Here is a 413-nt window from a genome sequence, read left to right on the forward strand (position 1 = left end):
TAAAAGATTTCGCTATTTTGTCAGATGGAACACACTATGAAAATCCGAAGTTTTTCCGATCATTAGAAGATAAGTTGGCGAAAGCACAGCGTGTTCTTTCTAGAAGAATGAGAGGATCTTCTCGCTGGAATAAACAACGAGTAAAGGTAGCTAGAATTCATGAATACATATCAAATGCTAGAAAAGATTACTTGGACAAAATTTCAACCGAAATCATCAAAAACCACGATGTTATCGGTATAGAGGATTTGCAAGTATCGAATATGTTAAAGAATCATAAGTTAGCAAAAGCAATTAGTGAAGTATCATGGTCGCAATTTCGATCCATGTTAGAATACAAAGCAAAATGGTATGGCAAACAAGTCATTGTCGTATCGAAAACATTTGCTTCCAGCCAATTATGTTCTTGTTGT

1 protein-coding gene is annotated in these 413 nt (G+C 34.9%); it reads left to right on the forward strand.

The window, feature by feature from the left end; all coding sequences use genetic code 11:
* The coding region (locus tag MR143_RS32740; RefSeq protein ID WP_242281304.1) for a transposase at positions 1–413 on the forward strand (413 nt) is incomplete at both ends.

The sequence above is a fragment of the Bacillus cereus group sp. BfR-BA-01347 genome, assembly GCF_022663835.1.
Taxonomy (GTDB): Bacteria; Bacillota; Bacilli; order Bacillales; family Bacillaceae_G; genus Bacillus_A; species Bacillus_A thuringiensis_K.